The sequence below is a fragment of the Amycolatopsis camponoti genome (assembly GCF_902497555.1).
GTDB lineage: Bacteria > Actinomycetota > Actinomycetes > Mycobacteriales > Pseudonocardiaceae > Amycolatopsis > Amycolatopsis camponoti.
Window position 1 is genome coordinate 357,880 of the sequence record NZ_CABVGP010000001.1, and the last position, 21,419, is coordinate 379,298.

A 21,419-nucleotide genomic window follows, 5' to 3' on the forward strand; every position below is an offset into this window, starting at 1 on the left:
CCACTGACTGGCCAGCCACCCGCGTCACCACTTGCGCAACCCGGCGAACTTGCGTCGAGCGCCGATCGCTTGGTATAGCACCCGCTTCTTGAGTTCTCGCTGGCTCAGGCGGGTTACGCGCGTGAGTTGCAACTCGGCGGCGACGGCGAGCAGAGCCGCCTTGTCCAGGCGCTGTGCGTCGAGGTAGGCCGCACCGTCGCTCTCGGTTTCGAGTTCGCGCAAGTGCGAGGCGATGGCCGCGACGTCGACAGCCGGCTTGCGGTCGTCGTCCGGAACGAGAGTCTCCGGGGTGGGGGATCGCCGGCTGACGTCCGGCTTGTCCGCCACTGCAGCGAGGGGCGCGCGCGGTCGGATTTCGTGCTCTGGCCGGGACACGTCATCCCGGTCGCCCGCATGCACGGCCAGATATTCGATGAGGTCGTCTCGGAGGCGAACACCGCTGGTGATCTTGATGCCCAAGTTCCGGGCTGTTGCTTTCAACTCGGCCACAGTCGGCTTTGCCGCGTTCAGGTAGATGCGGCGATCGCTCCGGGAATCCAGCTTCGGAAGATCCCGAGCGGCTTGCACTGGTTCGCTTGAAGGCGATTCGAGCGGATCGACCGGTGTTTCGCGTGACACGTCGTCAGCGCCGGTGACAGTCAGTCGCAAGGTTCCGTCGGCGATGGCCTGTAGGGTGGATTCCTCTTGCTGCGCGAGAAAATCGAACAACCTGGCTTGCAAGGAGACGTAGCTCTTCAGATCGCTCACCGGTGACCGCCGGCGGGCAGCTCTAGCGCACTCAACACTTCGTCGGTCAGTTCGTCGAACTCGCGAACGACGTCGTCTCGGACGGCGGGCCGGAGCATCGCCGGCACACCGCCTTGACCAGCGTCTCCGAAGTCGCGCGGACTGTTGCGGATCGTGGTTTTCAGGACGGGTACTTGCGAATTGAGGCCCACCTGGTCGATGTAGGCCTGCTGGCCGGCGACTACCTGCTGGGAATAGATCTGCACCATGGTGAAGACCACGCCGAGGACGCCGGGATCGATCGGCCGGTACTCCTTCGAGCCACCTTTGTGATTGACGAAGTCGTTGAACTGTTCGACCAGTTCCCGGCAGTTGCCCACCAAGTAGTCCAAGCCCAGCGTGGACAGGTAGTCCGCCTTGGCCGGCACGAGAACCTGCTCGCTCGCGACGATCGCTGTCTTGGTGACGATGCCGAAGTTGGGGGCGCAGTCGATGAGCACCAGGTCGTACTTGGCGAAGTGATCGTCCCGCAGTGCCTCACGCAGACAACTGTGCAACTCGAGGAACCGCTGCTTCGATCCGTCGAGCGTGGTGGCCCCGCCCAACCTGGCAGCGAGCTGCAGGTCGATGTCGATGAGTCCGAGGTGTGAGGAGATCAGGTCGATGCGGCCGCCGGAGTGCTCGAGAACGCGGTTCACTCGTTCCGGCGTAACGACGAGGTCGGCGAGTGACGTGTCCCGGCCGGGTGATTCGTCTTCGTACCATTGCCTGATCGTGCGGTTTTCGTCCTTGAGGCGATGGTGCCATTCGTCGATCTCGTAGAACGAGAAGGTCAAATTCGTCTGTGGGTCGAGGTCGATGAGGAGCACTCGCAGACCGCGGCTCGCAGCCAGCGCGCCGAGGTTTGCCGTGACTGTCGTCTTGCCCACGCCGCCCTTGTAGTTCATGACCGCCACGACCCGCATGCTCTTCTCCCTGGTGGTCTCGTGCTCGTCGGCGCCGGCGAACGGTGATCGGCTTGCTTGCCGACCTGGCTTTACGACCTTCGCAGATTCTGTGTGCCGGAAGCAACTGACGAGGAGGTACATCGACACGAAGTACGTCATGCGATAGTCCATTTGTAGTACCTGCATGCTGTTATTGCCGAGAATCGTGCGCGCACTGTCACGGAAGTGACCACTATTTGGCAAGCGGGCGACTTTTTCAACTGATTTGAAGACAGCGGGTGACTGTCGTGCGTCAGCCGCGGCGGGCCCGCATCCACAGGATCACGTCGAGGCAGCGCAGCGGGCTGATGTCCTCGATCCCGCCCGCTTCCTTGCGCAGCTTCGCCACCGCCGAGGCGCGGGTCGGGTCGGTGTGGAACCAGTTCCACAGGCAGTTCCACGGGCTCGCGGGCGCTTGAGGATCGCTCTGACCTGGCTGTCGTACACCGGGGTCAGGCGGGGGCGCTTGCGGGCCAGCAGCTTGGACGCCGTCACCGGGCGGTGGTTGCCGCCGCACTGGCGGAACAGCTCCCACAGCCGGTGCGCCCGGTTCGTAGACCGACCACGGGGCCGAGTGCATGAGGATGTCCGCCGGGATCTGCTCCAGCAGCTCCCGGATCTGGAGCGCGTACGTGATCGTCGTGTCGATGGCCACGTTCGCCAGGCTGGTGATGCTCAGGAAGTTCAGCGCCAGGACGTCCGCTTCGGTCACCGTGTTGGCGACCGACGGGCCGTCGCCGCCCCGGCGAACCGCTCGAACCAGCGGCCGGTGTAGCGGCGCTGGGCGAAGTAGCGCCTCAGCGCGGTCAATGACTCTTCGCGGTGCTCGCCGCGGACGCATTCGTCCAGGACGTGGTGCTGGTGCGCGTACTCGGTCATGTCGCACGCTCCCCTCGTCGCGAATGAGGGTCGCGTCCGTGACCGTGGTCGTTACGGCAGCGCTTTCAGCCAATTTCCCACCACGCCGAAGTACGTCGGCGCGTTCGGGGCGTAGTTGATCGCGTGGCCGTAGCCGTTCAGGATGTACGCCTGCAGCTGTGAAGTGCCGAAGAACGGCGCTTCGGACGCCCGCAGCGCCGCCGGGGACGAACAGTCGCTGCCCAAGGTGCCGCAGAAGTTCGGGTCGTCGCCGACCACCAGCAGGACCGGGGCCGTGATCTGCTGCGACGCCGGGGTGACCACGGTCGTCAGCGTCAGGCTGTCCACCGCCTCGGTCGCGGCGAAGACGTCCTTTGTGGACTCGTCGTAGCCGATCGCGGCGGCGTCGTACGGGCCCGGTGTGTGGAAGGCCGCGTAGCGGGTGCCCGGGTCGGTGGTCAGGTAGCCCGCGTCACGGCCCGGCACGGCCGGGTCCAGCGGGGCCGGGATCATCTGCGCCAGCGTGGGGATCACCGAGACCAGGTTCATCCGGTGCGTCATCCCGGTGACGAGCACGCCGTCGACGTCGCGGTAGCGGCCCGCCTCGATCATCGCCATCGCCGAGCCGATCGAGTGGCCGCCGATGACCACCTTCGCGAACCTCGGGCGCACCGCCTGGACCACCGCGTGCGCCGCGGTCGCCTGGACGGACGCGCTCAGCAACGTGCTCAACGGCTTCGAGCTCCGCCCGGTGCCGAGGCGGTCGAGGGCGAGCGTCGCGATCCCCGCCTGGTTCTCCGCCAGGCGGAACGACCGCGTCTCCGGCGTGTAGCCGATGTCCCAATAGGACGCGTTGTACGTGCCGCCGGGGATCAGGACCACCACGGTCGACGCGCCGGCCGGGGTGCACAGGCGGCCGTGCATCGTCTGCGGCAGCAGCGCCACCGTGACGGGGACGTACAGGTCCTCGCAGGTCACTGCGGCCTGGGCCGGAACGGGCACGAACAGCGTGGCCGCGAACAGCACGAGGACAGCACAAAATCGGCGTAGCAAGGGAAAGACCTCCAACTAGCGACGGGGGACAACCGTCATCGGCAGGTTGTCCGGGTAGGCGGCGGAGGTGAACTTCACGCGCACCGGCCGGCCCGGGACCGGGACCAGCCGCCAGCGCGCGGCCACCGTGGCCACCGTGATGACGATTTCGTTCTGGGCGAAGCGGTTTCCGATGCACTGCCGCCCGCCCGCGCCGAACGGGATGAACGCGCCCTTGGGCAGCAGCGCCGCCCGCTCGGGGGCCCAGCGGCCGGGGTCGAACCGGTCCGGGTCGGGGAACGACGCGGGGTCGTGGTGCAGGGCGTGCGGGCTGACGATCACCTCGGCGCCCGCCGGGAGCCGGGTGCCGCCGAGGTCGACCTCCTCGAGCGTCCGGCGCATCAGCATCCAGAGCGGGTAGCAGCGCAGCACTTCGTCGACGACCTGCCGGACGTAGGTCAGCCGGGCGATGTCGTCGACGGTGACCGGGCGGCCGTCCAGCACCTCGTCGACCTCGGCGTGCACGCGCGCCTCGACGTCCGGGTGCCGGCCGAGCTCGTGGAACGTCCAGGACAGCGCCAGCGCGGTCGTCTCGATGCCCGCGGTGAGCAGGGTGAGCACCTCGTCGCGGGCCTGCTCGTCGGTCATGCCGGCGAGCAGGAGCGTCGAAAGCAGGTCGCCGCGGTCGACGCTTTCGGTGCGCCAGTCGCGGATCACCTCGACGACGATCTCCCGCATTCGCCCGATGGCTTCGTCGAACCGCCGGTTGCCGGGTATCGGCAGGTTTTCGACGAACTTCGGAGACAGCGCGCGAATCATTCCCTGCTGGATGATGAGGTAAATGGACCGGCGGGCTTCGTCGACCGCCGCTTTCCCGATTTCCGTGGAGAACAGGGCCTCGCCGACGATCGTCACCGCGAGCTCCTGCAGGTCTTCGTCGAGCGGCCGCACCTCGCCCGGCTGCCACGATTCGCTCAGCTCCGCCGCCGCGCGCCGCATGGTCCCGGCGTACGCGGCCAGGCGGTCGCGGTGGAACGCCGGCTGCATCAGCCTTCGCTGGTGGAGGTGGAAGTCGCCGTTCGAAAGCACCAAGCCATTTCCGACGAACGGCTTGAACTTGTCGAACATGACGCCCTTGCGGAACTTCGGCCCCGCCGTGACCAGCACTTCATGGGCCAGTCGTGGACTGGTGACGAAGTAGGCGGGCATCGGGCCGAGGTGGAGTTTGACGATTTCCCCGTGTTCGTGCAAGGAATCGGTGAATGCGGAGCGTTGCCGCAGCAGTGCCGGAGTGTGCCCGAGAAAAGGCCACCGGCCCGGGGCCACCGGGACGGTCATACGGACTCCTCGTTACGCCATTGTGTGGATTACCCAAGGAGACGGCCTACGGTAGGCGCGTCCGGTCGAACGGGACAGTGCCCGATCGGGTGGTGTGCACTCACGCGGATGGCGCAATCACCGAGCCATCGGGAATCGCTAAGCTCTTTCCGGTCCGACACGGCTGAGAAGGTGTTTTCCGTGACTCGATCACCGGAATGGGTTCCCCGGGGTGTCGATATCTCCGTGCCCAGCATGGCGCGCACTTACGACTTCATGCTCGGCGGCGGCCACAACTTCGCCGTCGATCGCGCGGTGGGGGAGCAGATCGAGCGCGCGATGCCCGGGCTGCGCGACGCGGCACGAGTGAACCGCGCGTTCCTCGGGCGCGCGGTGCGGTTCATGACCGGCCACGGGATCCGGCAGTTCCTCGACATCGGCTCCGGTATCCCCACGGTGGCGAACGTGCACGAGGTCGCGCAGGAGCAGGATCCGGACTGCCGCGTGGTGTACGTCGACCGCGACCCGGTGGCGGTCGCGCACAGCGAGCTCCTGCTGGCGGGAAACGATCGCGCGGCGGTCGTGCAAGCCGACATGCGGGACCCGGAGAAGATCCTCGAATCGCCGCAGGTGCGCGGTCTGCTCGATCTCGAAAAGCCCGTCGGGCTGCTCATGCTGTTGATGTTGCACTGGGTCCCGGACGAATCGGATCCGCTCGACCTCGTCGCACGCTACAGTTCGGCGCTGGTGCCGGGGAGTTTTCTCGCGCTCACCCACGTCACCGGCGACCACCAAGGCGAAAATCTCGGAGAAGCGACCGAAGTGATCAAAGAAAGCCGGAGCCCCGATCAGGTGACACTGCGGACGCACGACCAGGTTTCAGCACTCTTCGCCGGTTTCGAAATCGTCGAACCCGGTTTGGTCGGCTGCGGCGAATGGCGGCCGTCCGGGCCGGCGGACATCGCCGCCGCGGCCGAGATGAACATGCTCGTCTACGCCGGAATCGGCCGAAAGAGCTGAGCGGACGCTTCGGATGCCGATGATCGAAGAACTGCCGGAGCAGCCGGCGAGCGCCGACCCGGAACGCGCGCGGACCGTGCTCGCCCGCAAATGGGCGTACTTGCTCAGCGGCGTGACCGTCGTTTCGCTGAGCCGTGAGCTGCTCGACGAAGAACTGCGCGGAATGCTCGACACCCTGATCGACTCGCTGCGCGGCACGTCCGCGGACACCGCGCCCGCCGAGCGGATCGGCGCGCGGCTGGTCGGGCTCGGCTATGTCGGCGAGCCAGGGCTGCGGTGCACCCTCGACGTCCTCGGCAAGGGCCTGCCGGGCCTGCCCGAACTGCGGCCGGCGGACCGCTTCACCGAGCGGATCGTGCTGACGCTGGGCGCGCTCTCCTGCGGCTTCCTGCTCGCGTACGAGCGCAGCGTCCTCGAGCAGCAGGAGATCATGCACCTCTCGCTGCTCAAGGCGGTCCGCGACGCGCAGTGGAACCTCAAGCAGAGTGAAGCGCGCTTCGACCAAGTCGTGACGTCGTCCGCGAGCGGCGTCGCGCTGGTCGCCCTCGACGGCCGGATCGTGCGGGCGAACGCCGCGCTGGCCGAGATGCTCGGGCACCCGGCGGGCGAGCTGGCCGGGACGCGGCTGGAGGACCACGTCCACCCGGAGACCGCCGAGGTCCTCCGCGAGGCGATGGCGGAGCTGGCCGACGGCGCCAAGGAGCGGGTCCGGCAGTCCCAGCGGCTGCTGCGCAAGGACGGCGACGTCGCCCGCATCTCGCTCACCGCGTCGCTGCTGCGTGACGCCGACGGCCGGCCCGGCCACTTCGTCGTCGTGGTCGAGGACGGCACCGAACTCATGTTGCTGCAAGGCGAACTCAGCCGTCAGGCGCTGCACGACGTGCTGACCGGCCTGCCGAACCGCCAGTACTTCGGCACCCACCTGGAGGCGGCGCTGCGGCGCGCCGACCCGGAGTACGGCGTCACCCTCTTCCACGTCGACCTCGACGCGTTCGGCATGGTCTGCAACAGCCTCGGCCGCCGCGTCGGCGAGCAGGTGCTGGTGCACTTCGCCCAGCGGCTGAAGGCCGTCTTGGCCCGCGAGCGGGCCATGGTCGCCCGGTTCCACGCCGACGAGTTCGGCATCCTCGTCGAGAATTCGGCGACGACGCCGGACATCGACGCCATCGTGCGCGCGATCAACGACGAGCTCGCCGAGCCGTTCTTCTGCGGCGGCCACGGGCTCGCGCTGTCGGCCAGCGCGGGCGTGGTCCACCGGCCGGCCAAGGGCATCGACCCCGCGGAGGTGCTGCGCGCGGCCGACCAGACGCTGCGGCGTGCCAAGGAGGGGCGCAGCGGCCAGTGGAAGATGTTCGACCGGGACGCCGACGCCGAGGACCGCCGGACGCAGGCGCTGGCCGTCGGCATGGCGGGCGCCTGGGAAAACGGCGAGCTCGGCGTCCGCTACCGGCCGATGGCGCGGCTGGCCGACGGCGCGGTCGCCGGGTTCGAGGCCCGCCTGCACTGGGAGCGGCCGGACGGGCGGCCGCTGGCGCACGAGCGGTGCGCGGAGCTGGCCGAGTCGACCGGGCTGGCGCTGCCGCTCGGGGACTGGCTGCTGCGCGCGGCGGGCCGGCAGGGCGAGTGGTGGCGGCAGCGCGCGGATTCCCGGCTGCCGGTGGTCGCCGGGCTCACCGGGCACCAGGTGGCCGACGACGCTCTGGGGACGCGCGTGACCCGCCTGCTCGCGGACACCGGCTTGCCGCCGGACCAGCTGCTGCTCGGCGTCCCGGTGCGCGCGCTGCCGGTGTCCGGCGTCCCCGAGAACGTCACGGCGCTGGCCGGTCTCGGGGTCCGTGTCATGCTCGACGACTTCGGGCTCGGGCCGGACGACCTGCGGGCGGTGGAGGACCTGCCGGTCGACATCGTCCGCGTGGACCGCCGGCTCGCGGAGTGGCAGGCGCGTTCGGAGTCGACGTTCCTGGGCGCGCTGGTGCCGCTGGTCCGGGAGGTCGGCGCGACGCTCGTGGTCGACGGGATCCACACCGAGGACCAGGCCAGCTGGTGGGGCCAGGCGGGGGCGGAATTGGGCACGGGTGATTACTTCGGGGCCGCCAGGCCGCCGGGGGAGCTGGCGGCTGCTTTCGCTTGAGCGGGCCACCGGGTCAAGCCGACCGCGGCCAGCACGATCACCATCCCGCCCACGACGCGGGGCGTCAGCGGTTCCCCCAGGACGAGCGCGCCGAGCGCCACCGACACCACCGGGAGCAGGTAGCCGACCGTCGCGGCCGCCGTGGGGCCTTCGTCGGTCAGGATCCGGTAATTCAGGTAGAACGTGATGCCCGTCCCGAAGACGCCGAGGATCGTCACCGCCACGACGGCGGTCAGGTTGAGGTGCGGGGCCGCGCCGGACACCGGCAGGGCCAGCGCGGTCAACGCCGTCGCCGTCATCAGCTGGGCGGCCGACAGCGCCAGCGGTGCGCCGTCGGGGGGCAGTTTTCGGGCCATGTAGGCGAACGCGATCGCGTAGCTCAGGCCCGCGCCGAGCAGGGCGAGCGCGCCGCCGCTCAGCAGGCCTGCCTGCTGCCACGGTGCGAAGATCACCAGCACGCCCGCGAACCCCAGGGCCAGCCCGAGCAACCGGGCCGGCCCGAGGCGGCGGTCCGTGCCGAGCACGACGCCGATCAGCAGTGACCACAACGGTGTCGTCGCGTTCATGACGCCCGCCACGCCGGAGTCCACCGTGCGTTCCCCGATCCCGAAGAGGGCGAACGGCAGCGCGTTGCAGAAGAACGCGGCGACGACCAGCCGTCCCCACGTCCGCCGGTCGCGCGGCAGGCGCTGGCGGGTCGCGAAGGCCATGGCCAGCAGCGTCAGCGCCCCGAGTGCGCAGCGGACGAGCGTGAGGTGGACCGGGCTCAGCCCGGTCAGGGCCAGCTTGATCCAGAGGAAACCCGATCCCCACAGCAGAGCCAGCACCGCGATGCGCACCCATCCAGTCACGTCCTCCACCGTGCCGAACATGATCTGTCAGGACAAGTGAAGAGTTCTGGACCGACCTTTAAGACTTGCTACAGCATGGGGCCGCCACAGCCGGTCGCCGAACAGCGCCAGCGCCGCGGGCAGCAGCACGCCGCGCACGAGTGTCGCGTCGAGCAGGATCGCGAACGCCATGCCGAGCCCGAGCATCTTGTACTCGATCGCCGCGAGGCTCAGGAAGATGCTGAACACCCCGGTCATGATCAGCGCGGCGCTCGTCACGACGCCGGAGCTGCGCGCGGTGCCTTCGACGATCGCTTCCCGCGCCGAACCGCCCGCGAGCCGTCGTTCGCGGATCCGGCTGAGGATGAACACGTGGTAGTCCGTGCTCAGCCCGAACAGCAGCACGAACAGGAACATCGGCAGCCAGCCCAGCACGCCGCCGTAGGGCGTGAAACCCAGTAGTGGTGCGAGAAAGCCGTCTTGGAACACGAGCGTGAGCACGCCGTAGGCGGCGCCGACCGAGAGCAGGTTGAGCAGGATCGACACCGCGGGCACGGCGACCGACCGGAACACGACGAGCAGCAGCACGAACGCGAGCAGCAGGATGAACCCGAAGACGTACGGCGCTCGCGCGAGCACCTGCGCGGTGAAGTCGTGCGCTTCCGCCGTGCGGCCCGCCACCGCGTACCCGATGCCGTCGAGCCGGCCGATCGTCCGGGGCAGCAGGGTTTCCCGCAACGTCGTGAGCGTGCGGCTCGCCGCCGCGTCGTTTCCGTTGCCGCCCAGCGGAATCCGGACGACGAGGGCCTGGTCCACCGGGACGACGACGGCCGGTCGCGGGGTGCCCGCGGTGAGTTCGCCGATGGCTCGCCGGACCTCGGGGGTGTCGACCGGCCCGCCGCGCTCGTTCCAGAGGACGACGTGCGCGGGCATCGTCACGCCGGGAAACGCTTCCTGGACGCGCGCGGCGGCGTCGATCACCGGGATGCCGCGCGGCAGGCTCTCGGTCGGCGCGGGGTCCTGCAGCCGGATGCCGGACGCGGGCACCGCGAGCACGATCAGCAACGCGGCGGTGACCCCGCTCCACAGCGCGGGCCGCCGGGTGACCACCCCGGCGACCGCCGCCCAGAACCGCGAGCGCGTGCTCCGGGTGCCGAGCCACGGGATCCGGCCGCGGTCGACGTGGCGCCCGAGCGCCGAAAGCGTCGCCGGCAGCACCGTCACCGCCGCCAAGACGGCCAGCCCGACGACGAGGACCGTGCTCACGGTCAGGCCGCGGAGGTTGTCGAGCCCGGTGAACAGCAGGCCGGTCACGCACAGCACGACGGTCAGCCCCGACACGACGATCACGTGCCCCGACGTCCGCGCGGCGATCCGGATCGACTCGTCCACGCCGTGAGCGCGCTCTTCGCGTGCCCGGCGCAGGAAGAACAGCGAGTAGTCGACGCCGACCGCCATGCCGATGAGCAGCGTCATCGCGGAAGTGGCGCTGTTGACCGGAACCCAGTTGTCCACAAGGGACAGACAGCCGAAGGCGGCGAACACCGTCGTCCCCGCGAGCAGTACCGGGACCGCGGCCGCGACCAGTGAGCCGAACACGACGAGCAGGATCAGGACGGTGATCGGGAGCGAGCGGGTTTCGGACCGCTTGATGTCTTCCTTGATGCTCTGGTCGACCGCGCCGGACACGCTGAGGTCGCCGGCCTGGGCGAGGCGCGCGTCCGGGTGCCGGGCCGCCACCGCGTCGGCGGCGGCGGTCGCCGTCGTGAGACTCGCGCGGACTTGCGCACCCGTGCCGAGCAGACGGAACGTGACCAGGCCGGAGCGGCCGTCGGCGGAGACCTGGGCCGGGTCGTCGAGCGGGGAGCGGATGTCGGCGACCGCGCCGGACGTCCTCAACGTCGTCACCAGGTCGGCGACCGCCGGGGATTCCCTTGGTACCAGGACGTTTTCCCAGAACGGTTCGCGGGTGGACTGGCGGTCGAGGACCGCTTGGCCGGTCCCGGCGTCGCCGGCGGGGGCCGAGCGCGCGTCGGTGCCGGGCACGAACGTGCCGACGGCCCAGGCGAAAGCGACGAGCGCCAACCAGCCGAGGATCGCGGCGGTGCGGTGGCGCAACGACCAGTTCGTGACGCGTTCGACCACAGGCGTGCCTGTAGGCAGCATGAACTAAAGTCCTTCCGTGAAGGAGTGGTCCGATGAGAGCTCGCCCTCGGGCGAGTGGGTGCTTCTTCCTCCTGGGCCGCCGAGTTGCCGCTCGGCGGTCCAGGGCCTCAGGTCAGTCGACCTCCTTGAGCACGTGTTCGATGGACCGCAGGCGGCCCTGGACGTCGCGGAGCTGCCGTTCGGTTTCCTCTTGGGACCGCACGGCTTTTTCGGCCAGTGAACGGTATTCGTGCTCGCGGGCGAGCGCGGCCTTGGCGCGCCAGGTCGAGGCGAGCTGCACGATCGCGATCGACAGCACGACGGTGATCAGGACGAAGACCCCGGTCACGCCGATGATCTCTTGCCACTGGTGCCAGTTGCCGATCTGGCCAAAAGTAGGCCGACCCTCACTCGGCACGTAACCGTTGCCGCGAAGCCATTCGGCCGTCGCTGTGGTCGGATTGGCAACGATCGGCACAGTCATGTTCGTCCCTCCTCGCCGTCCCGCTGGACGGAATCCGGTGTGGTCAGCGTCGGCACGGCGGCCGCGATCGTCTCCGGCGTCAGCACGACGGAAAACGGGGTGAGCTCGTAGAACCGCAGCGTCTTGCCGTCTTCGCCGACCTCGAAGCTCGCCTCGACCAGGCCCGCGGCTTCGAGCTTGCGCAGGTGGACCTGCAGCAGCGCGCGGCTGATCCGCAGCTCGCGCGCGAGCTTGCTGACGTAGGTGCGTTCGGCGCGCAGGGCGGCGACGATCCGCAGCCGGTGCGGGTTGCCGAGGGCGCCCAGCTGCCGCAGCAGGTCGTCGCCCGTGGTCCACATGCCAACAAAAGTTAGCAGGTGGTCGGCCGAAGGGGTATCAGGGTGATCGCTGAAGAGCCGGGAACGTCAGCGCAGGGCCTTCTGGCGGCGGGTCAACGCCGACGGGTCGAGGTTCGCCCGCGTGCCGGCGTCGTGGCCGTCGAGGTACCCGCTGCCGGACAGCCGGCGGGGTGCGGCGGAGCGCAAGCCGCCGTACTCGGAGTCGAACGCGTGCTGCACCAGCTGCGCGCGGTCGCGGACCACCAGCTCGGCCGACCGCTCGCCGGGCGCCGCCGTGCGGACCGCCTCCTGCTCGGCGTGGGTCAGCCGTTCGTGCACCGCGCGGGCGAACCCGTGCAGCCACGTGCGCCGGTAGGCGGCGAGCGACTCGCCGGGGAAGAAACCGTCCGGCCGGACGCGGGTCAGCTGCGTGCTCGCCTGCAGCAGCAGGCTGGTGAACAGCAGCTCGACCCGGCCGAGGTCGGACTTGAAGCCGAACACGGTGACGCTGTCGACCTTCTGGCCGAAGCGGTGCAGCAGCGTCCGGCAGCGCAGCGGGTAGGCGACCGAGGTCAGCAGGCTCGCCTTGTCGCGGCTGTACGGGTCGTTCATCGGGATCTTCAGCGTCCCGATCTCGTCGGAGTTCGCGCCGGACGCGGCGAGCATCGCCTGGTCGATCCCGTAGCGCGCGACCAGCTCGGCGGCCTTCGTGTTGTAAGCCTCGGCCTCCGCCTCGGTGACCGCCGGGTCCTCGGCCTTGGCCAGCAGCTTGCGGATGCGCTCGAGCTGCGGGTCTGACTCGGTCATGGAGGGAGGGTATTCGATCAGGTGTTCGGACGCGTGCACCGGGTGCGCGTGTCGCCCGGCGACACGAGCCCGGTTTCGTACGCCACGACCACCGCCTGCGCCCGGCTCGAAATGCCCAGCTTGGCCATCAGCCGGTTGAGGTGCGTCTTCACCGTCGCCTCGCTGACGCGCAGCTCGGCCGCGATGTCGCCGTTCGTCGCGCCCGTGCCGACGAACTTGAGCACCTCGCGCTCGCGGTCGGTCAGCCCCGGCAGTTCCGGCGCGGCGGCGGGCCGGGCGGCGGTGAACGCCTCCACCAGCCGGCGGGTGATGGCCGGGCCGGACAGCATGTCGCCGCGGGCGGCCGCGTGGATGCCCGCGACCAGCGTCTCCGGCGGGCTGTCCTTGAGCAGGAAGCCGGACGCGCCCGCGCGCAACGCCGCGTAGACGTACTCGTCGAGGTCGAACACCGTCAGCATGAGCACGCTGGGGCGCGGCGGCGGCGCCGCGAGGATCCGCTCGGTCGCCCGCACGCCGTCCAGCTCGGGCAGCCGGATGTCCATCAGGACGACGTCCGGCCTCAGTGCCGCCGCCTTCGAGACGGCCTCGAGCCCGTCGCGCGCTTCGCCGATGACGTCGATGCCCGGCACCGCGGCGAGCAACGCGGCGAACCCGGCGCGGACGAGGTCCTGGTCGTCGACCACCAGCACGCTGGTCACTCGGGCTCCTGCGGTTCGGGCGACGGGCGGCTCGGGTACGGCAGGGTCAGCACGACGGCGAACCCGGCCGGCTCCCGGGGACCGATCTCGATCACGCCACCGTACATCCGGGCGCGCTCGCGCATGCCGACCAGCCCGTGCCCGGCCGGGTTCGGCGTCACCTCGCGCCCGCCCGCGTCCGTCACGCTGAGCACCAGCTGCGAAGTCCCGTATTCGATGACCAGCGAAGCGGCCGAACCCGCGTGCTTGAGCACGTTCGTCAGCGCTTCCTGCGCGACGCGGTACGCGCACAGCTGCTGGCCCGGCGGCAACGTCCGCGGCTCGCCGGTGACGCTCACCTCGACCGGGATCCCGGCCTCGCGGACCCGCGCGGCGAGTGCGTCCAGGTCGGCGAGCCCGGGCTGCGGCCGGTACTCCGCCGGCGCGTGCTGCGGCGGGCGAAGGACGCTGAGGAGGCGTCGCAGCTCGTCGAGCGCTTCGGTGGTCGTGCCGGTGATCGTGTCCAGCGCCGTGCGCGCGGTGTCCGGCGACGATTCGAAGACGTACCGCGCGAGGTTGGCCTGCACCGAGATCACCGAAAGGTGGTGCGAGACGACGTCGTGCAGCTCGTGCGCGATCCGGACGCGCTCCTCGGCGACGGCCTCCTCGGCCTCGTGCTCGGCGTCGCGCAAGCGGTGGCTGCGCACGTAGGCGGTGCGCCCGATCGCCGCGACCCCGGCGGCGAGCAGCAGCGCCAGGAGCGAGTCGCCGACCGGGGAAACCGGGCTGCCGGACAGCATCGACGTCTCGTAGGCGGCCAGGCCGAGCAGCGTCACGGCCAGCGCGTCCCGGAACCGGCAGTGCGCCCACACCGTGTACGCGGCCACGACCACGCTGAGCTGGCCGAGCTGCGACCGGAAACCGAGGCCGTAGAACAGTCCCATCAGGACGACGCAGGCGACCAGGGCCGAGATCGGGAACCGGCGGCGCGCCGCGAGCGGCAGCGCGCTCACGGCGGCGAGGAGCAGGCCGAGGGGCCGTGCGTGGTCGCCGAAGTGCCCGCCGAGGTCGGTGGCGCCGACGAGCTGGTAGGCCGCGCCGACGACCGCGAGCACGGCGTCGGCGAGCCGCGGCCGCGCGCGAAGGAGTCCCGGCACGCTGCGAAGCTACCTGGTCGATCTTTCGCGGTAGGCGGACCCCGAGGAGTACCGCCAAGGTTTACCCAGCACTGCGTCGCCGGTTGCTTCCGCTGCGTGGTCACTCATCGCTAACCTCGCCCGGCTCGGTGGAGAGGGGGTCCCAACCCAAGGCAAGGGGGAGGGCTTTGGTGCGCCCTCTTCGCCGGGCGCTCAGTAGCGGCGTGCCCGCGGCAATGTCGGGCGCTCAGTTCAGGTACGCGTCGAGCGTCACGGCCAGCGCCGACTCCGGCGACGGTGCGAAGCTCGCGCCGGCCAGCCCGCCCCACAGCCACAGCTGCGCGAGCCCGTGCAGCGCGGCCCACAGCGAGGCGGCGACCAGCCGCAGGTCGGCGCCCGAGCGCGCGAGCGGCGTCGGCACCGCCGCCACCAGCACGGCGAAGGTGTCGAACACCGCGCTCGCCGCCGCCGAGAGCGCCGGGTCGTCCGCGTCGACCAGGTCTCGGCGGAACATCAGCTCGAACATCGCCGGGTTGGTCAGCGCGAAGTCGAGGTAGCTGTGACAGGCGGCCGTCAGCCGCTCGCGCGGCGAGTTCCCGGGCAGCGTCTCCCGGCGGGCGAGCAGGTCGGCGTACCCGCGCGTCGCCACGGCGGACAGCAGTTCGGCACGGCCCGAGAAGTGCCGCAGCGGGGCGCCGTGCGACACGCCGGCCGCCTTGGCGATCCCGCGCAACGTCACCGCGTCGACGCCTTCGCCGGCCAGCAGCTCGGACGCGGTGTCGATCAGGCGTTGCCGGGTGCCCATGCCTCGTCCCGGGTCATGGGGAGCAGGTCCGGGCGCTTCGGGAAGAAGCCGTCGCCGGGCTGGCGGCCGATCATCCGGTTGCGCGTGCGCGTCACGGCGACCGGCAGGACCTCGCGCAGCAGCCAGTGCGCGTCGGCACGCCAGCTCCCCGGCGCCGCGACGCCGGGCAGCGGGTCGAGCCAGGCGGGGTCGTGGCTGACGCCGAGCAGGCCGAGGACGTACGCGGCGAGCCGCCGGTGGCCGTGCGTGGAGAGGTGGAGCCGGTCGGCGCCGAAGTACCGCGAGTCGGTGACGGCCTGGTCGGGCCAGAGGTCGATGAGCTGCGCGCCGTAGCTGACGGCGGCTTCGCGGATGGCCTCGTTGAGCGCGACGATCCGCGGCCGCATCCGGCGTCCGAGCGGCATCCGGTGGGAGATGTCGCTGAGGGTGAAGGTGACGACGGTGGGCGAGATCTCGGTGCAGGCGCGGATCGCGGCGTCGACCCGCCGGGCGACGGTCCGCGCGTCCCAGCCGCGGCTCATGACGTCGTTGCCGCCGCCGAAGAGCGCGATGAGGTCGGGTTCGAGGCGCGTCGCGGCGGGGACCTGCTCGGGGACGATCTGGTCGAGCCGCCGTCCGCGGACCGCCAGGTTGGCGTACCGGAAGCTGGGCTCGTCCTGCGCCAGGCGCGCGGCGACGAAGTCCGCCCAGCCCCGATAGGCGCGCTGGTCCGGGTACGGGTCGTCGAGACCTTCGGCGCAGCTGTCGCCGAGGACGACGAAACGGTGGTAGCTCATTCCGATCTCCGTAACCCGTGGTTCACCCTGTGGACACTGTCTATCAAACTTCTGTAGACGCTGTCTACTTCGGGTCGTCACAATCCGGCGGGGCGCTCCGTCGTACTGGCATGACACTCGAATCGGAAGTCAGGCAGCACATCGGCGCGATCGTCGAAGGGCTGCGAGCCAAGGACCTCGACGCGCTCAGGCGGGTCTACGCCGAGGACGTCGTGTCCTACGACGTCGAGCCGCCGCTGCAGCACGTCGGGATCGACGCGAAGCTGACGAACTGGGCCAAGGTCTTCACCCTCTTCGAAGAGGTGGACTACGAGCTGCGCGACCTCACGCTCATCGTGAGCACCGACCTGGCCGTCGGACACGGCTTCGGCCGGGTCAGCGGCACCCTGCGCGACGGAACGCCGACGAAAGGCATGTGGGTCCGCGCCACGTTCGTCCTGCGGAAGCGGGGGAACGACTGGCTGATCGTCCACGACCAGGCTTCGGTGCCGTTCGACATGGCGACCGGCCGGGGCGTGGCCGACCTCGAGCCCTGACGCCTCAGGCGAGCCGGGCGCGGTGGGCCGAGACGGCGGCCCGCCGCGGGTCGGCCGCCGGGAGCGTCTCCAGCAGGGCGTCCAGCACCGCGAGGTCGTCGACCCCGCACGCCGTCTCCCAGAACGACCACAGCACGCCCGGGTCTTCGCTGTTCAACGCCACCTGGCGGACCTGCGCCGTGAGGGACTCGCGCTCCTCGCGGACCGCGGGCGCTTCCGACTCCGGCAGTAGCGGCCCGCGGAAGACGCGCAGGACGTCGGCCGGGGAACCGGTGCGCAACGACGTTCGCGCCCGCACGAAGTCGGCGTCGACGTCGGCCGCCAGGCGGTACGGGCGCGTCTGCACCACCTGCGCGCCCAGCTGGGAACGCAGGCGGTGGATCTCCGCGCGGACCGTCACGGGGTTGCCCGTTTCGCCGTAGAGCTGCAGCGCCAGCCGTTCCGCGGACAGGCCGTTCGGGTGCAGGGCCAGCAGGGTCAGGATCTCCGCGTGCCGCAACGTCACCGGTACTTCGCGACCGTCCACAGTGGTCGAATGCGCGCCGTCGGAAAGGTAGCCGAGGCGCAGGCGGGAGCGCTGCCCCGCACCGCCGGAGGAAAGCCGGAGCAGGTAGCCCTCGGCGAGGGGCTCCACCGTCGCGAGGCGGCCGTCGGAGAGGGCGACCGTCCCGCCGCCGCGCCGGACGTCCACTGTGGACGGCAGCAGGCACGCCTGGGCGGCCAGCACCCGGCCGCCCGCCGAGAGCAGGGCGCCGGGGCGTCCGCGCAGGGCTTCCAGGTGCGGCATGTTGACGCGCCGCAGGCGCTCGTCGCGGACCGCGAGGTGGGCGCGCAGCTGGCCCTCGGCGAGCTGCGCCGTGGCCGTGACCAGGGAGATCATCGCCGGGTGGACCGTGCGCAGCGGCCCGCTGACGTCGATGGAGCCGAGCAGCACGCCGGTCTCGGGGTCGCGCACGGGCGCCGCCGCGCACGTCCACGTGTGGTAGCGCCGGACCAGGTGCTCGGCCGAGTGGATCTGCACCGGCTCGCCGGTCGCGAGCGCCGTCCCCATGGCGTTCGTGCCGATCGCCGCTTCGCTCCAGCGCGTGCCTTCGGTGAGGCCGACGCGGTCGCCGCGCAGGAGTTGCGCCGTCTCGCCCTCGCGCCACAGGATCAGGCCGTCGGCGTCGGTCACGATCATCACGTGCTCGGCGTCGTCGGCGATGCTCACCAGCATCTGCCGCAGCACCGGCAGCACCGGTGCCAGCGGATGGGCTTCACGCAGCGAAGCGAGGGCTTCGGTGTCGAAGACGAACGGGGCCTCGCCCTCGTCCGGGTCGACGCGGGCCGCGAGCGAGCGGTTCCACGAGTCGGAGACGACCGAGCGTGGCGGCCGGGGCCCGGGAACGCCCTGGAGCACCGCCTCGCGGACGTGCTCCAGCAGCCGCGCGTACGACTCGGGGTCGCGCAGCAGCTCCGGTTCGGGCGCCTCTGCCACGTTCACCAGCGTAGATAGCCGGCGTGCGGCCGTGCAACGCGCGTGCAACGTCGCCCCGCTTACGTTCGCCGCCACCAGCACACCGTCACTCCGAGCAACGAGGCAGGGAAGATGGTCCAGTACGCCGCACCGAACACCGAAGGCAGCGTCGTCAGCTACGAGTCGCGCTACGACCACTACATCGGCGGCGAGTACGTACCGCCCGCGAGCGGCCGGTACTTCGAAAACCCGACCCCCGTCACCGGGAAGACCTTCTGCGAGATCGCGCGCGGTACCGCCGAAGACGTCGAGAAGGCGCTGGACGCCGCCCACGGCGCGGCGCCGGCCTGGGGCCGGACGTCGGTCGAGGAACGCGCCGGGATCCTGCTCAAGATCGCCGACCGGATGGAGCAGAACCTCGAGGCGATCGCGGTCGCCGAGGCGTGGGAGAACGGCAAGGCGGTCCGCGAGACCCTCGCCGCCGACATCCCGCTGGCCATCGACCACTTCCGCTACTTCGCCGGCGCGCTGCGCGCCCAGGAGGGCGGCATCTCGCAGATCGACGAGAACACCGTCGCCTACCACTTCCACGAGCCGCTCGGCGTGGTCGCGCAGATCATCCCGTGGAACTTCCCGATCCTGATGGCGGTCTGGAAGCTAGCCCCGGCGCTGGCCGCGGGCAACGCGATCGTGCTCAAGCCGGCCGAGCAGACGCCGGCGTCGATCCACCTGCTGTTCTCGATCATCGGCGACCTGATCCCGCCGGGCGTGGTCAACATCGTCAACGGCTTCGGCGTCGAGGCGGGCAAGCCGCTGGCGTCGAGCAACCGCGTCCGCAAGGTCGCCTTCACCGGCGAGACCACCACCGGACGGCTGATCCTGCAGTACGCCAGCGAGAACATCATCCCGGTGACCGTCGAGCTGGGCGGCAAGAGCCCGAACATCTTCTTCGACGACGTGGCCGCGCGCAACGACGACTTCTACAACAAGGCGCAGGAGGGCTTCGCGCTCTTCGCGCTGAACAACGGCGAGGTCTGCACGTGCCCGTCGCGGGCGCTGATCCAGAGCGGCATCTACGACAAGTTCCTGGGTGACGCGATCGAGCGCGTCCGCGGCATCAAGCAGGGCCACCCGCTCGACACCGACACGATGATCGGCGCGCAGGCCTCCAACGACCAGCTCGAGAAGATCCTGTCCTACATCGACATCGGCAAGCAGGAGGGCGCCGAGATCCTCACCGGCGGTGCGCGCACCGACCTCGGCGGCGAGCTGTCCGGCGGCTACTACGTCGAGCCGACGGTGTTCGCGGGCGACAACAAGATGCGCATCTTCCAGGAGGAGATCTTCGGCCCGGTGCTGTCGGTGGCGAAGTTCGACGACTACGACGACGCCATGAAGATCGCCAACGACACGCTGTACGGCCTCGGCGCCGGTGTCTGGTCCCGCGACGGCAACACCGCCTACCGCGCCGGCCGCGACATCCAGGCGGGCCGCGTCTGGGTGAACAACTACCACGCCTACCCGGCGCACGCGGCCTTCGGCGGCTACAAGGCGTCCGGCATCGGCCGCGAGAACCACAAGATGATGCTGGACCACTACCAGCAGACGAAGAACATGCTGGTCTCCTACTCGGACCAGGCGCTCGGGTTCTTCTGATGACCCGGCGAGTAGACCTGACGCCGGCGGCCGCGGATCTCCTGCGGCAGTTGGTGTCGGTCCACGGGCCGGTGATGTTCCACCAGTCCGGCGGGTGCTGCGACGGCAGCGCCCCGATGTGTTACCCGGACGGGGAGTTCAAGACCGGCGCATCGGATGTGCGACTCGGTTCGCTGGAGGTCGAGGGCATCGCCGACGTGCCGGTCTGGATGTCCGGACCGCAGTTCGAGTACTGGAAGCACACGCACCTGACGATCGACGTCGTGCCGGGTCGCGGCAGCGGGTTTTCCCTGGAGGCGCCCGAAGGCGTGCGCTTCCTGATCCGCTCGCGGCTGCTCACCGACGAAGAGTCGGCGGCGCTGAGCTGAAGGCACCGAACAACGCCGTGGCGAGCACCAGTCCTTCCCGGGCGACCGGGGCGAGCAGGTGCTCGTCCGGCGCGTGCTGCAGGCAGCCCGGGTAGGAGTGCGGCAGCCACAGTGTCGCCAGCCCGAGGACGTCGGTGAAGACGTGGTTGGGCAGGCCGCCGCCGAAGCTGGGCAGGAGGGCGACGGGCTTCTCGACAACGGCGTCGAGGGCTTGTCGCGCCCAGACCACCCACGGGTCGTCGACCGGCGTGCGGCTGGCGCGAAAACTCGCCTCGGTGGCCACCTTGATCATCGGGAACCCTTGCGAGGCAAGGTGTTCCCGGACCGTCGCGGTGACGTCGCCGACGTCGGTGCCCGCGACGTACCGCAGCTGCAGCACCGCGCGGGCGCGGCCGGGGATGGCGTTGACCGGGCGGTCGGCGTTCCCGGCGTCGAGCGCCAGCACCTCCAGGGTGTTCCAGCCGTAGAGCCGCTCGGCGGGGCCGAGTCGTTGATCGCCCCAGCCTTCGTCCGGCGCGTCGACGACGACGTCGGCCAGTGCTTCGCGGACGGACTGCGGCAGTTCCGGCGGCAGCAGCGCGGGCACCTGGATGCGGCCGTGGCCGTCGACGAGGCTCGCGATCGCCGCGGCCAGCGTCGTGGCCGGGTTGCGCAGGATGCCGCCCCAGTTGCCGGAGTGGGCGCCGCCCGGGCGCAGGTCGACGTCCAGGTCGATCCGGATTCCGCCGCGCGCGCCGAGGAACAGCGTCGGCGTGGCCGCGTCGAGGCGCGGACCGTCGGAGGCGATGAGGACGTCGGCTTCGAGCAGATCCTTCTGCTGCGACGCGAACTCGTCGAGACCCGGTGAGCCGATCTCCTCGCCGGTCTCGAAGAGGAACTTCAGGTTGAAGCCGAGCTTGCCGCGTGCTTCGAGGAGCAGCTGCAACGCCGTCAGGTTGATCAGGTGCTGGCCCTTGTTGTCGGCGGTGCCGCGGCCGTACCAGCGGTCGCCGTCCGCGGTCAGCGTCCACGGGTCCCGGCCGTCGCTCCACTCGCCGGCTTCCCCGACGACGTCGGCGTGGCCGTAGCAGAGCAGCGTCGGCAGCTCGGGCGACTCGACGCGGACGCCGACCAGGAACGGCCCGCCCACCGGGTCCGGGTTGGGGTGCTGGGAGACGTCGCAGCCGAGACCGGTCAACGCCGGGGTCAGGACCTCGTCGAGGTAGGCCTGGATCGCTTCCTGGCCTTCGGGGGCGTCGCTGACCGTGGGGTAGGCGACGAGCCGGGCGAGTTCGGTGAAGAAGGCGCCGGAGTCGACGTGGGCGCGGGCCTGGTCGAGCAGTTCCATGGCCGCCAGCTTAGAGACGGTAAACAATA

The 21,419-nt window shown here is 70.4% G+C and carries 22 protein-coding genes; 5 read left to right on the forward strand and 17 right to left on the reverse strand.

The window, feature by feature from the left end:
* Window positions 1-24: 24 nt before the first annotated feature.
* From AA23TX_RS01780 to AA23TX_RS01805, 6 genes are all read right to left on the reverse strand, one after another.
* The gene (locus AA23TX_RS01780) at window positions 25-747 is read right to left on the reverse strand and encodes a hypothetical protein (RefSeq protein ID WP_155540854.1); all 723 of its coding nucleotides are present in this window, start codon (window positions 745-747) and stop codon (window positions 25-27) included.
* Complete coding sequence (locus AA23TX_RS01785) at window positions 744-1,832, reverse strand: ParA family protein (protein ID WP_230862301.1); 1,089 nt, start codon at window positions 1,830-1,832, stop codon at window positions 744-746. The genes AA23TX_RS01780 and AA23TX_RS01785 overlap by 4 nt, the downstream gene beginning before the upstream one ends.
* 133 nt (window positions 1,833-1,965) lie before the next feature.
* Window positions 1,966-2,424, reverse strand: a complete 459-nt coding sequence (locus AA23TX_RS01790; RefSeq protein WP_155540855.1) for a DUF6308 family protein — start codon at window positions 2,422-2,424, stop codon at window positions 1,966-1,968.
* Window positions 2,421-2,591, reverse strand: a complete 171-nt coding sequence (locus AA23TX_RS01795; RefSeq protein ID WP_155540856.1) for a hypothetical protein — start codon at window positions 2,589-2,591, stop codon at window positions 2,421-2,423. The genes AA23TX_RS01790 and AA23TX_RS01795 overlap by 4 nt, the downstream gene beginning before the upstream one ends.
* 51 nt (window positions 2,592-2,642) lie before the next feature.
* Entirely contained in the window at window positions 2,643-3,515 is an 873-nt protein-coding gene (locus tag AA23TX_RS01800; protein ID WP_230862592.1) for an alpha/beta fold hydrolase, read from the reverse strand.
* 123 nt (window positions 3,516-3,638) lie between these two features.
* A complete protein-coding gene (locus AA23TX_RS01805) occupies window positions 3,639-4,940 on the reverse strand; it encodes a cytochrome P450 (RefSeq protein ID WP_155540857.1) in 1,302 nt (433 codons plus the stop codon).
* A gap of 180 nt (window positions 4,941-5,120) precedes the next feature.
* Here AA23TX_RS01805 and AA23TX_RS01810 point away from each other — a divergent pair, with 180 nt between their 5' ends.
* Both AA23TX_RS01810 and AA23TX_RS01815 read left to right on the forward strand, forming a co-directional pair.
* A complete protein-coding gene (locus AA23TX_RS01810) occupies window positions 5,121-5,939 on the forward strand; it encodes an SAM-dependent methyltransferase (RefSeq protein WP_439328763.1) in 819 nt (272 codons plus the stop codon).
* A 13-nt stretch (window positions 5,940-5,952) separates the two neighbouring features.
* On the forward strand, window positions 5,953-8,070 hold the full coding sequence (locus tag AA23TX_RS01815; protein ID WP_155540859.1) for a putative bifunctional diguanylate cyclase/phosphodiesterase: 2,118 nt from the start codon (window positions 5,953-5,955) through the stop codon (window positions 8,068-8,070).
* Here the strand turns inward: AA23TX_RS01815 and AA23TX_RS01820 are convergent.
* The 9 genes from AA23TX_RS01820 to AA23TX_RS01860 form a co-directional block, all read right to left on the reverse strand.
* Window positions 8,019-8,921: a DMT family transporter gene (locus AA23TX_RS01820; RefSeq protein ID WP_230862302.1), complete on the reverse strand. Its 903-nt coding sequence runs from the start codon at window positions 8,919-8,921 to the stop codon at window positions 8,019-8,021. The genes AA23TX_RS01815 and AA23TX_RS01820 overlap by 52 nt on opposite strands.
* 27 nt (window positions 8,922-8,948) lie before the next feature.
* Window positions 8,949-11,066, reverse strand: coding sequence for an MMPL family transporter (locus tag AA23TX_RS01825; RefSeq protein WP_196425147.1), 2,118 nt, complete (start codon window positions 11,064-11,066; stop codon window positions 8,949-8,951).
* Window positions 11,067-11,178: 112 nt separating this feature from the next.
* Window positions 11,179-11,529, reverse strand: a complete 351-nt coding sequence (locus AA23TX_RS01830; protein WP_230862303.1) for a hypothetical protein — start codon at window positions 11,527-11,529, stop codon at window positions 11,179-11,181.
* On the reverse strand, window positions 11,526-11,867 hold the full coding sequence (locus AA23TX_RS01835; RefSeq protein ID WP_155540861.1) for an ArsR/SmtB family transcription factor: 342 nt from the start codon (window positions 11,865-11,867) through the stop codon (window positions 11,526-11,528). Before AA23TX_RS01835 ends, AA23TX_RS01830 begins: the two co-directional genes overlap by 4 nt.
* 66 nt (window positions 11,868-11,933) lie before the next feature.
* Complete coding sequence (locus tag AA23TX_RS01840) at window positions 11,934-12,653, reverse strand: DUF2786 domain-containing protein (protein ID WP_155540862.1); 720 nt, start codon at window positions 12,651-12,653, stop codon at window positions 11,934-11,936.
* A gap of 17 nt (window positions 12,654-12,670) precedes the next feature.
* Window positions 12,671-13,351 carry a response regulator gene (locus AA23TX_RS01845; RefSeq protein WP_155540863.1) on the reverse strand — a complete coding sequence of 227 codons (681 nt, stop codon included), beginning with the start codon at window positions 13,349-13,351 and terminating at the stop codon, window positions 12,671-12,673.
* Window positions 13,348-14,487 carry a sensor histidine kinase gene (locus AA23TX_RS01850; RefSeq protein ID WP_230862304.1) on the reverse strand — a complete coding sequence of 380 codons (1,140 nt, stop codon included), beginning with the start codon at window positions 14,485-14,487 and terminating at the stop codon, window positions 13,348-13,350. The genes AA23TX_RS01845 and AA23TX_RS01850 overlap by 4 nt, the downstream gene beginning before the upstream one ends.
* 226 nt (window positions 14,488-14,713) lie before the next feature.
* Window positions 14,714-15,271, reverse strand: coding sequence for a TetR/AcrR family transcriptional regulator (locus AA23TX_RS01855; RefSeq protein ID WP_155540864.1), 558 nt, complete (start codon window positions 15,269-15,271; stop codon window positions 14,714-14,716).
* A complete protein-coding gene (locus tag AA23TX_RS01860; RefSeq protein ID WP_155540865.1) occupies window positions 15,250-16,047 on the reverse strand; it encodes an SGNH/GDSL hydrolase family protein in 798 nt (265 codons plus the stop codon). Before AA23TX_RS01860 ends, AA23TX_RS01855 begins: the two co-directional genes overlap by 22 nt.
* 110 nt (window positions 16,048-16,157) lie before the next feature.
* Here AA23TX_RS01860 and AA23TX_RS01865 point away from each other — a divergent pair, with 110 nt between their 5' ends.
* Entirely contained in the window at window positions 16,158-16,583 is a 426-nt protein-coding gene (locus AA23TX_RS01865) for a YybH family protein (RefSeq protein ID WP_155540866.1), read from the forward strand.
* Between the two features lie 4 nt (window positions 16,584-16,587).
* Here AA23TX_RS01865 and AA23TX_RS01870 read toward each other — a convergent pair whose 3' ends face one another.
* Window positions 16,588-18,060, reverse strand: coding sequence for a helix-turn-helix domain-containing protein (locus AA23TX_RS01870; protein WP_439328742.1), 1,473 nt, complete (start codon window positions 18,058-18,060; stop codon window positions 16,588-16,590).
* Window positions 18,061-18,171: 111 nt separating this feature from the next.
* On the opposite strand from AA23TX_RS01870, the gene exaC reads away from it, so the two are divergent.
* Complete coding sequence (exaC, locus tag AA23TX_RS01875; protein WP_155540868.1) at window positions 18,172-19,695, forward strand: acetaldehyde dehydrogenase ExaC; 1,524 nt, start codon at window positions 18,172-18,174, stop codon at window positions 19,693-19,695.
* Window positions 19,695-20,063 (forward strand): DUF779 domain-containing protein, encoded by a 369-nt coding sequence (locus AA23TX_RS01880; protein ID WP_155540869.1) that lies wholly within the window; start codon window positions 19,695-19,697, stop codon window positions 20,061-20,063. Before exaC ends, AA23TX_RS01880 begins: the two co-directional genes overlap by 1 nt.
* Here AA23TX_RS01880 and AA23TX_RS01885 read toward each other — a convergent pair.
* Window positions 20,032-21,390 carry a M20 family metallopeptidase gene (locus tag AA23TX_RS01885; protein ID WP_155540870.1) on the reverse strand — a complete coding sequence of 453 codons (1,359 nt, stop codon included), beginning with the start codon at window positions 21,388-21,390 and terminating at the stop codon, window positions 20,032-20,034. The two genes, AA23TX_RS01880 and AA23TX_RS01885, sit on opposite strands and share 32 nt — an antisense overlap.
* Window positions 21,391-21,419 lie beyond the last annotated feature (29 nt).

Coding starts and splice junctions, on each gene's coding strand:
- AA23TX_RS01885 (WP_155540870.1), bottom strand. CDS start 21,390: ATGGAACTGCTCGACCAGGCCCGCGCCCACGTCGACTCCGGCGCCTTC.
- AA23TX_RS01880 (WP_155540869.1), top strand. CDS start 19,695: ATGACCCGGCGAGTAGACCTGACGCCGGCGGCCGCGGATCTCCTGCGG.
- AA23TX_RS01805 (WP_155540857.1), bottom strand. CDS start 4,940: ATGACCGTCCCGGTGGCCCCGGGCCGGTGGCCTTTTCTCGGGCACACT.
- AA23TX_RS01785 (WP_230862301.1), bottom strand. CDS start 1,832: ATGACGTACTTCGTGTCGATGTACCTCCTCGTCAGTTGCTTCCGGCAC.
- AA23TX_RS01830 (WP_230862303.1), bottom strand. CDS start 11,529: ATGACTGTGCCGATCGTTGCCAATCCGACCACAGCGACGGCCGAATGG.
- AA23TX_RS01815 (WP_155540859.1), top strand. CDS start 5,953: ATGCCGATGATCGAAGAACTGCCGGAGCAGCCGGCGAGCGCCGACCCG.
- AA23TX_RS01865 (WP_155540866.1), top strand. CDS start 16,158: ATGACACTCGAATCGGAAGTCAGGCAGCACATCGGCGCGATCGTCGAA.
- AA23TX_RS01795 (WP_155540856.1), bottom strand. CDS start 2,591: ATGACCGAGTACGCGCACCAGCACCACGTCCTGGACGAATGCGTCCGC.
- AA23TX_RS01860 (WP_155540865.1), bottom strand. CDS start 16,047: ATGAGCTACCACCGTTTCGTCGTCCTCGGCGACAGCTGCGCCGAAGGT.
- AA23TX_RS01855 (WP_155540864.1), bottom strand. CDS start 15,271: ATGGGCACCCGGCAACGCCTGATCGACACCGCGTCCGAGCTGCTGGCC.
- exaC (WP_155540868.1), top strand. CDS start 18,172: ATGGTCCAGTACGCCGCACCGAACACCGAAGGCAGCGTCGTCAGCTAC.
- AA23TX_RS01835 (WP_155540861.1), bottom strand. CDS start 11,867: ATGTGGACCACGGGCGACGACCTGCTGCGGCAGCTGGGCGCCCTCGGC.
- AA23TX_RS01825 (WP_196425147.1), bottom strand. CDS start 11,066: ATGCTGCCTACAGGCACGCCTGTGGTCGAACGCGTCACGAACTGGTCG.
- AA23TX_RS01840 (WP_155540862.1), bottom strand. CDS start 12,653: ATGACCGAGTCAGACCCGCAGCTCGAGCGCATCCGCAAGCTGCTGGCC.